This window comes from Tropicimonas aquimaris (assembly GCF_042676185.1).
Taxonomy (GTDB): Bacteria; Pseudomonadota; Alphaproteobacteria; order Rhodobacterales; family Rhodobacteraceae; genus Tropicimonas; species Tropicimonas aquimaris.
In genome coordinates this window covers 1-8,963 of sequence record NZ_JBHTJT010000059.1, presented here as the reverse complement: position 1 = coordinate 8,963, position 8,963 = coordinate 1, and the positions used below count along the sequence as shown (strand labels likewise).

The 8,963-nt window shown below is 57.7% G+C and carries 11 protein-coding genes; 2 read left to right on the top strand and 9 right to left on the bottom strand.

Annotation, left to right across the window (positions count from 1 at the left end):
* Nucleotides 1-245: 245 nt before the first annotated feature.
* From ACFQ2S_RS23260 to ACFQ2S_RS23250, 3 genes are all read right to left on the bottom strand, one after another.
* Nucleotides 246-536 (bottom strand): hypothetical protein, encoded by a 291-nt coding sequence (locus ACFQ2S_RS23260; RefSeq protein ID WP_386078697.1) that lies wholly within the window; start codon nucleotides 534-536, stop codon nucleotides 246-248.
* 142 nt (nucleotides 537-678) lie between these two features.
* Nucleotides 679-1,170: an HGGxSTG domain-containing protein gene (locus ACFQ2S_RS23255; RefSeq protein WP_386078694.1), complete on the bottom strand. Its 492-nt coding sequence runs from the start codon at nucleotides 1,168-1,170 to the stop codon at nucleotides 679-681.
* Complete coding sequence (locus tag ACFQ2S_RS23250; protein WP_386078691.1) at nucleotides 1,167-1,430, bottom strand: hypothetical protein; 264 nt, start codon at nucleotides 1,428-1,430, stop codon at nucleotides 1,167-1,169. The genes ACFQ2S_RS23255 and ACFQ2S_RS23250 overlap by 4 nt, the downstream gene beginning before the upstream one ends.
* A 373-nt stretch (nucleotides 1,431-1,803) precedes the next feature.
* Here ACFQ2S_RS23250 and ACFQ2S_RS23245 point away from each other — a divergent pair, with 373 nt between their 5' ends.
* Nucleotides 1,804-3,321, top strand: a complete 1,518-nt coding sequence (locus ACFQ2S_RS23245) for a DUF1254 domain-containing protein (RefSeq protein WP_386078689.1) — start codon at nucleotides 1,804-1,806, stop codon at nucleotides 3,319-3,321.
* A gap of 503 nt (nucleotides 3,322-3,824) precedes the next feature.
* On the opposite strand, the gene ACFQ2S_RS23240 is transcribed toward ACFQ2S_RS23245, so the two are convergent.
* The 6 genes from ACFQ2S_RS23240 to ACFQ2S_RS23215 form a co-directional block, all read right to left on the bottom strand.
* Nucleotides 3,825-4,121, bottom strand: a complete 297-nt coding sequence (locus ACFQ2S_RS23240) for a heparan-alpha-glucosaminide N-acetyltransferase domain-containing protein (protein ID WP_386078700.1) — start codon at nucleotides 4,119-4,121, stop codon at nucleotides 3,825-3,827.
* The gene (locus ACFQ2S_RS23235) at nucleotides 4,121-4,594 is read right to left on the bottom strand and encodes a heparan-alpha-glucosaminide N-acetyltransferase (protein ID WP_386078686.1); all 474 of its coding nucleotides are present in this window, start codon (nucleotides 4,592-4,594) and stop codon (nucleotides 4,121-4,123) included. Before ACFQ2S_RS23235 ends, ACFQ2S_RS23240 begins: the two co-directional genes overlap by 1 nt.
* Before the next feature lie 11 nt (nucleotides 4,595-4,605).
* Nucleotides 4,606-5,730, bottom strand: a complete 1,125-nt coding sequence (locus tag ACFQ2S_RS23230) for a L,D-transpeptidase (protein ID WP_386078685.1) — start codon at nucleotides 5,728-5,730, stop codon at nucleotides 4,606-4,608.
* A gap of 285 nt (nucleotides 5,731-6,015) precedes the next feature.
* Entirely contained in the window at nucleotides 6,016-6,360 is a 345-nt protein-coding gene (locus ACFQ2S_RS23225; protein WP_386078683.1) for a hypothetical protein, read from the bottom strand.
* A gap of 238 nt (nucleotides 6,361-6,598) precedes the next feature.
* Entirely contained in the window at nucleotides 6,599-6,910 is a 312-nt protein-coding gene (locus ACFQ2S_RS23220; RefSeq protein ID WP_386078680.1) for a hypothetical protein, read from the bottom strand.
* Nucleotides 6,911-6,950: 40 nt separating this feature from the next.
* Complete coding sequence (locus ACFQ2S_RS23215) at nucleotides 6,951-7,604, bottom strand: hypothetical protein (protein ID WP_386078677.1); 654 nt, start codon at nucleotides 7,602-7,604, stop codon at nucleotides 6,951-6,953.
* A gap of 193 nt (nucleotides 7,605-7,797) precedes the next feature.
* On the opposite strand from ACFQ2S_RS23215, the gene ACFQ2S_RS23210 reads away from it, so the two are divergent.
* The gene (locus ACFQ2S_RS23210; protein ID WP_386078675.1) at nucleotides 7,798-8,850 is read left to right on the top strand and encodes a helix-turn-helix transcriptional regulator; all 1,053 of its coding nucleotides are present in this window, start codon (nucleotides 7,798-7,800) and stop codon (nucleotides 8,848-8,850) included.
* Nucleotides 8,851-8,963: the final 113 nt, after the last annotated feature.

Here is an 8,963-nt window from a genome sequence, read left to right as displayed (position 1 = left end):
TGTTCGCCATTCTCTGTCCTCCGTTTCCTAAACATAACGGTGGACCAGTTCAGATGGGGCACTCCAGCTCTCCATACGAAAACGCCATCAAGCCGCCGTTTGGTGACCAAGTAGGACTAATTTCACGTAGTGCATCGTTCGTCAGCTGTATGAGTTCACTGCCATCGATCTCTGATGAAAAGAGGTCCCACCAACCATTCTGAAACATGGAAAATGCGATCCTACCAGGGTGCTCCGCTCTGGCGTCATTCGCTTGCGCCACTGTACTCATGTACACAACCATTGAAAACATCAGACAAAATCGGATGGCGCGCTCCCCAAGGGCTGAAAGCCGATGGATAGAATTGCACTCGGAAGCTTGCATCTGATTTCTCCGCGCATTGCGCCGCTTCTCGGTGTAAAATATAAAATGTCTTTTTGGACGCAATGATTTCGGTCAATATTGCTAGAGAAACGGCCGCTTTGATCCCACCGCGGTTACTTTCTGCACCGATCTTGAATGGCGGCTTTCGGTTCCAGTTTTGATACTGCGCCACGGAGTGCTCGGGCACCTTGAGTGTCGGGAATGCGCAGTTAACTGCCTGTCTATCTGGGTTCACTAGGCGGCGGTTTGGTCCAGCACTCGGTGGTCTACGCGCTCACAGCCTAGGTCCGCTTTCCGAAGCTGGTGAATCTGCTTCAGCGCCTCATGCCCGATGCTGCGTGTTTGCTGGCTTTCGCCCACCGTTTCCGCTGTGCCTCGGCTATCTGCTTTCGCCCTTCCTCCGTCTTCGGGCCCGTCGACATCCCGCCATGGAGCCGGCAGCGCTTCTTACCCGGCTCGGATTTCGCCCTGCATGGCGTGCCTTTCCGCGTTCTGGCGCCGCAGATACGCCTTTGGTTGTTAGCAGAGGTGAGGGTAGAGTCTTTGCTGCCTGAGTACAGGCGGTTGAGGTGTCTGGTCTCCGCCTTTCGGTCCAAGACCCCATGACGCGTGCGCGCGATTGGTGTCCGAAAATCCCGCCACCCAAGTGCATCGGCTATCCGCCCTGTCGCCCAGGAGCGAGTGTCGATCTCGGCTTTGGCCTCCCAGTATTGAACGGTCGTCCGGTCAACGCCTGCACGCTGGGCAAGTTCGCGCTGGCTCCATCCCATCTCTCGCCGCGCATTCTTCAGGTCAGCGCCCGTCATTGCCTGTTCATCCGCCGTTGGCGCGCCGCACGCTTCCGGCAACCTTCGCAACAGAACCTGGCGTCGGCCCGACGGTAGAGCGGGATCGGCTCGTAGCACCAAGCGCACTTCCAGCCGGTCCATCTGATGTTTCGGCTGACGGCCTGCATTCTGGCGATCCGGTTGGCGCGGTTGCCCTGTGCCCATACCTCGCAAGTGATGGTGAAGCCGCCGTTCTCGTGTTCCTCGATGTCGAGGCCGAATGGATCGGGTCCAGGCATCTTGATCTTTCTTTATTGCCAAAGACGGGGCAGGGGATTGAAATCGATTGATCTGCTGAGGGTAATATAATACCACCCTCCGGGTGGAGCAAGATTGGAGACCTTAACTTAGTGGCAGTGGTCGTGACTGCTTGATGCACGTATCCGATCCACCGCGGTTGCATGCACATGTCGCCTTCCTGCGCATTCCTGCCGTTCGTCGAATTCTGGACAAGGCGCGTTGTGAGACCATTGGAGACGTGCGCTGATGCGTAACGAACTCGGCCAATCAAAGCTATGCCGACAGCGGCGCATTAGTCACGTCGAAGGGATGTGCCATGGGGGCAAGTAGGCGGGGCATTTGATCTCCTTCATAGACACCTTTGGAAAACCTATGCACGGTGCCGTCGGAGAAGCGCAACCTGGTCAAAAATTGGAGGAAGCGATGGAAAGGCAATCATCATTACGGCGGTTACTGGCATCTATGACGTTGGGGCTGATACTCGCCCCAACTGGCATCTTTGCCCAGAACGTCTCGCCCGATGAGGCGCGGGCCATCGCCAAGGACGCTTATATCTTCGGCTACCCGCTGGTAGAGAACTACCGGATTCAATACACCTATTTCGTCGATCAAAGCGGCGCGGAATACAAAGGTCCGTGGAACAAGGTACTAAACACCGCGCGACTATTTACTCCGAAAGACACCACGATCCAGACACCCAATTCTGACACGCCCTATTCGATGCTCGGAGCGGACCTGCGAGTGGAGCCGCTTGTGCTCGGCGTGCCCAAAATCGACGAAAAGCGCTATTTTTCCCTGCAATTCATCGACGCATATACGTTCAACTTTCACTATGTCGGCAGCCGCACTACAGGTAATGGCGGAGGAACCTATCTGCTTGCCGGGCCGAACTGGACCGGCGACACACCCGCGGGCATTGACGACGTGATCCGTTCGGAGACCGATTTCGCCTTTGTCATCTACCGCACCCAACTCATGGGCCCCGACGACCTGGACAACGTGAAGAAGATCCAGGCGGGCTATACGCTTCAACCGCTCTCTGCCTTTCTCGGCCAAACCGCCAAGGATGGCACAGCGGTACCGCTGGAGAAGCCCAACGTTCTTCCTACCAAGGTCACTGTCGACCACCCTGTGACAAAGGCGCTGACGCCGGTCACACAGAAAGACGAAAAAACCGATCCGAAGTTCTTCGAAATTCTCGACCTGACCCTGAAACTGGGCCCTGTGCCTGACGAGGAGAAGGATTTGCGGGCCCGAATGGCCAAGCTCGGCATCGGGACCGAGGCGGGCTTTGATCCCGACAGCTTGTCGCCGGAGGTTCTGAAGGCGGTTCAGGCCGGGATGACGGATGCCTGGGACGCGTTCGACACGTTCAAGAAGGAGCAGATCGACACCGGGAAGGTGACCTCGGCCGACATGTTCGGAACGCGCGAGGAGATCGGCGGAAACTGGATGTACCGCATGGCGGCCGTGATCTTGGGGATCTACGGAAATTCCGCCGAGGAGGCGTTTTACCCGGTACTGCAACTGGATACGGACGGGAATGCTCTTTCGGGGGCCAACGCCTACACAGTGACCTTCCCGAAAGGGCAGTTGCCGCCCGTGAATGCGTTCTGGTCGGTGACGATGTACGGCCTGCCGCAAAGTCTGCTGGTGGAGAACCCGATCAATCGCTACCTGGTCAACTCGCCGATGCTGCCGGATCTGAAGATGAACGACGACGGGTCCCTGACAATCTACGTGCAAAACGAGGCGCCCGGAAAGGACAAGGAGTCCAACTGGCTGCCCGCGCCCGCCGGGCCGTTCTGGATGGCCATGCGTCTCTACTGGCCCAAGGAAGCGGCGTTAAAGGGAGACTGGAAAGCACCGGGTGTGGAAAAAACGAACTGAAACCTCTGAATTTGCCGCTGCCCCTGCATTCGTCGCGGGCAGCGGACCCGCACCGTGCGTCGTCGGCAACACAAAGGCCACAGTCGTCTCCACGATGCCGCATGACGCGGGAATAACCTGCTTAGAAATGTTACGGAGCGCGCATTTCCCGTTTCAGAGCGCTGACCGCTTTGAGATATTATTCAGTCATCCGAGTGAAACGCTCAGATGTCCGCAAGGTCGGCAAACTTCCCTTTCAGCGCTGCGCTTTGATCCGCCTCGTCGCCGGGGCGACCATGCCGGTCGCTTCCTGCGCAAAGCAGACCTTGGGCCGGGCGTAGCACTTCGCAGGTGCGGCAAAGGCACAGAACGCGCGAACGGCCCAAAGTCGCCTTCCGCTATCGACTTTCCTTACGTCCGCTTCGGTGATCCTGCGAAATGAAAGGAATGCCGGTGAGATATCTATTTCGGCCCGGTGAGGCTTCACGCTCAATCAATCAACGTTGGAGACAGCATTGTCGACTTCATGATGAAACCAAGGATATCAACCAGACCATCGCGACCAGAACCGGTTGATGAACCAGATAGAATGTCAGGCGGTGTTGCCCGGGCCAGACCAGCCTGGCCGCTTGCACAAAATCCGGCCAGTTGGGTTCAAGTTTCCCGGGAGGCACAGCCTTCGCGAATGCCATTCCCGCAAGATTGGGGGCAAGCCATGGAACGATGGGAATGAAATCCAAAGTTGGTGGGACGTTCCTGCTCAGACCGGTCCATGCCCACCACGGCGAGAGTTCGAGAGAACGCGCAAATGCTGTGTCGATCAGAACGACCAGCGCGACTGCCCCCAGTAGCTACATGCGGGCGCCTTTCGAAGCGCGATGCCAAAGAGGCCGGTGACGGCAAGAGCATGCAGAATTCCGAAGTAGATGAAGTGGTCGGGGAGTGCTGCATAGGTGACCAGGGTCACAAACATCGCCGCCGCTGCTATCGTCGCGAGACGCTTGCCCCAAGAGCCCAGCCTTACCTCGCGACCGTGGGCGACGACCATACGGACACCCGACAAATACAGGAAACTTCCTGCGATCAATCGCGCAAATGCCGCCCAGAACCCAGTCAGTATTGTTCCGGGTGGAATCAGCCTGAAGAACTCGAGATCACGGATGAAATTAGAAACGACCATCGCCAACAGGGCGATCGTTCGCGCGATATCGATCCAGAGAAATCGCATCCGGTGTGGGCCGTCGGCCTGTCCGAACTGTTCGTCCTTTGCAACTCGCACAGGAATGTTTTTCAAATGACAGTAGGTCAGCCGCGATCGGCTGTCGGTGAAACCGGATCGATGTGGTCGCCCCTGATCTTCGGACGCGGCGATGTCAGGTTTTCACCGGCCATGATCACGAAGTCGCGTCCGGATATTCGGTCGGGCGTCGCCGCCAGATCGGAAATTATCATGGTCATTCCTGGATGCATCCGTTCCCGCATCGCTGAGTTGAAGACCTTGGGTGCGCGCAACCGGGAAAGTATTCCCGCCTCTGGCATACCAAGGTTCTCTGCGCCTGGATCAGGATGGTGGGTGACGGCGTGCCAGACCAGGGACGTGTCCTCCGGCTTCGGGCGGGTCAACATCATCACATGTTCGCCAAGCTCAGGGGAGCCGTCGATCGTCAGGTCGGCTTCCAGGATTTCGACACCATCTTCGATCAGGACAATGCGGCGGTCTGCGCCCGTGGCCATGACCGTCGTAACAGGGTAGTCGGCAGCCTGGCCCCAGTCGGACGGGTGTGACTTGGCGCTGAGCGCCTGTACAGCGGCAGACATCTCGGATTCCGCTGTGCCGCCAAGGACCAGCCCGGGATGGGTCAACTCCCAAGGATCGCCGTTCGCGCCTGCAATGATAACCGGCGTGCCGATATGGGTGACCGTGAAGAGTTTCTCAGAAAACGCCAATGGCAGCCGCACACATCCATGACTCGCAGGGTATCCCGGAAGGTTCCCGGCGTGCAGTGCGATCCCGTCCCAGGTCAGCCGGTTCATGTTCGGCATCGGGGCGTTGTTGTAGGTCGAAGACCGGTGATCCTTGTCCTTCTGCAGGATGGTGAACACGCCGGTCGGCGTTCCGTGACCCTTCTTTCCGGTCGAGCATGTCGAGACCGCAATCCTCACACCGTTGCGATAGACATGGACCAATTGCTCCGGCAACGAGACCACAACAGCCACCGCACCGGTCGGCGACCGATCGGGATGCCATGTGTAGTCGCCGGGAAGCATGTTGTTGACGTCGTAGACGATCTCGTCGTTCTCGTTTGCGAAAAGAGGGAGGCCAGCAATAATACCCGCACCCGCAAGCCAAGCGAGAGTTTGCCGCCGGCTCCATCCGCCGCAACCGCCATTACCAAATGCCATTTCTGCCTGCCCTGATTGCCTGCTCATTCTATGAATCCACAAAACCACGCTGATATTTCAAAGGCAATTCGCGTCTTCTCGCTCGCTCGCCTTAAGCGTCCACGTTCTGACAATGCCGACCTCGGGAACAAAGTCGCTCATCAGCTTCAAGGCCACACCAAATTAAGGATGAACACAGCGGCACCGATTCCGAAGAACAGCGGCCAACTCCACCGAGGGCCACCCTCCTTGTGCGGGACATAGAGACCCGCCTTGTGCATCCCGATCATTACGACGTAAATCAGAACGCCCGTTACGAGCGCGTGTGCGAGGTCAAGATGCATCTGGCCCTCCTTCATTGAGTTGCTTTTCGGGGGCATTGCCGCCGTGAACAAAACGACAGAGCAATGTCAGGATCGCGAGGTTCAGCACCGGCGCCATTGCGGCCAGCCAAGGTAGCAACACTTCCGGAAATCCATCCACCCAGAGAACCCACGGCAGTCCAAGCGGCATCAGGAAAACTCCGGCCAAGGGATCGCGCTCCTGACCGAAGAGCCCGAAGGTCCCGATCAGGAGCAACGCCAGGGCAAAGAGGTACAATACCCCGACGATCCGAAGAACCCATTGGCAGGCTATCGTCCGCCTGGATTTCATTTGTTCCCGGCGATCTTCGACCATTTGCCTGTTCGCCTGCGAAGCCAGATCAATTGCACGCGGGGTAGTTTGCGCGATCGGCTTCCGTCACATCCACGGGACACTCGGTGTTTCGGTTTGCCTCTGAGATATCGGCCTCTGTCGTAAAGGACTGCTCTTCAACACATCCCGCCAGGACAAGAAGGATGATGGAGACAGCGAGGGCGTTTTTCATAGGGTTTCCTTTCGGTTCGATTGTGGCGCGTTTTTCCTTGCGGGAATTTCAGCAGTCTTCGGCCGGGAGCATGGCCACATCGGAGTAGCGACCATCTGATGTCGTGATGCGAGCACAGGCGCCCGTGCCACGGTTGAACCAAAAGGCCGTGAGGCCATCCGTCCGGATCAACTCGTAGCCGAGGTTTTGGATGCCCATCTCGGCCTGACCGGCACGCGCGCCCTCAAATGCCGTCAGATCGGTGGAGCTTCCCACAGACGTCTGGCCCGTTGGCGGTGCGCTCGGGCTTGATGTCTCTACGCACCCGGCTACAGCGCCGAGTGTTGTGAGTGCACAAACCAAAATGATCGGACTCTTCATGATTTCTCCAACTCGATACGGATCCTCTTCGGGGATCGTGTCATTCGATCCCGAAAATGACGTTGTAGGACTGCGCACCGTTGGAGGTGTTGTAGACCTCGATCACGTGGTCTCCCGATTGCCAGAGCTGCCCGCGATACTCTTGCGACGCTCCCATTTCATCGAGCAGAACTGACCCGTCCGGGTTATAGATCACGTAGGTCATTCCGGGGCCGTTCGCGGCGAGACGGAAATACAGGACCTGACCGTCGCGCGCACCAAGGATGTAGCGTCGGCTCTCTTGTGGCAGGAGTGAGCCGGCAAGCTCCGCGCCAGAAGTACCACTTGCGAACTGGACCCGCTCGGTGCTTGACGCGCCCGAGCCCGAAGAGCCGGCCATCGCGCCGCCGCCGTCATCGGCCGCTTGCGCGACGGTGAGTTCTGCAACGACGCCGTCATTGGAGACAAGGCAGCGCCAGACCGTGTTTCCCGCATCCCGGAACATAATGAGAGAGTTGGCCTCGGAATACTCCGATGACACGACTGCTCCGCTCTGACCGTCTGGGCCACCGACCGCGCGTATCTGATCGATGCAGCCATCGATGGCGGCCTGGCCAACATTTGCGGACGCGGGAGCAAAAGGCGATATAGTGAGCACTGCGGATATGGCTATGAAAAGAAGTGGTTTGTTCATTGTTTTAAAAACCTTGAGCATCGTTTGTCATTCGTACTTCAGAAGCGGCAACGCTATGACGGCAAGCGTCGCCAAAGGTGTTGGCATGCTGGGATCAAACACTGCGGACCGCCCTGTGTCTGCCCGGGTTTCAACGGCGAGGATTGCAACCTGCCAGGCGCCAGTCTATCCAAATGGCGCAGCAGTTATCCGATTTCCGAAGCACGGGTAAAAAATGTCCGATCCGATTGCACAGGTTTCCAAGCCATTGGCCGGGCTCGCTCCCCGTGTACTATGCAAGACCGCCCGCGACAGACTTCCAAAGGGCCTCGGAGGATTTCGACTCAGTTCGTACTACAGCAACGAACGGTCGAAGCTTTCGAGACGTCAGTTCACGGGGAAAGCAACTCTCAATCTACATAACCCAAGGGATGGCGAGGCAGCAGTCGCGATAAGCGATATTGGCTCGTTGAGCCTCGCCTATGTCAAATCCACCGGACATGATGTTGTCTTGTCGGAACTCCAACGTCCCAACCTTCTGGTACCAGTCAAGGGCACACTGTCGAGCCGAAACGAACACGTGCAGTTTGAGCGCAAGGACGAACCATGGATTCTGATTGGCCGCGGGACGCGCGAAACGACCGTCCTACCCGATCCGGAAGCCCATTACGAAGCTTTCGTGCTGTCCATGCCGTCTCAACGGCTGGGTGATCGTCTCTCGCGATTGGAAGCACGGGGAGGCATGGTTTGGGGCGATGCGTCAAAGGATCAAGATCTACACCTGGCTCGCCTAACGCTCGCACTCGCCACGCAGGTGGCCCTTGCGGGCAAGAGAGAAATCGAAGCGAACTTGGCAGATGCCTGGACGACGGTCCTTATTGGCCAGATTAACAGCTGTCTTGAAGCATTCCTCGGTCCTGCCTCCCGTCAACCGCCCGGCCGTGTGCATGCCCTGTCTCTGACATATGTTCGAAAGGCCGAAGAACTGATCTACGAGAGGCCCGACGAGATCGGCAGTCTTCGGGACATCGCTCGTCACGTTGGTATCTCCGAACGGACTCTTCAAACCGCCTTTCGCAAGGTTCGTGGAGCAACGCCGACGCAAGTGCTTTCACAGGCAAGGCTGCAATGCGCAAGACGCGCTCTACTGGACCGCAATGGTCCAACGACAGTGTCAGACGTCTGTCAGATGTACGGAATCGAACATCACGGGCGGTTCAGCAAACTCTACAAAGAGGTCTTTGGCGAACAGCCCGTTGCGACCTTGACCTCACGTCGGACAACTTGACCGCGAACTTCAGCTCTGCCCACTTAACCGCCGTAGGTGCGACCCGCAGCTGGGGAGCCTGATCTGACTGGTCCGGTTTGATTGTTAGTGCATGACCCGCCTTGGTTCCATCT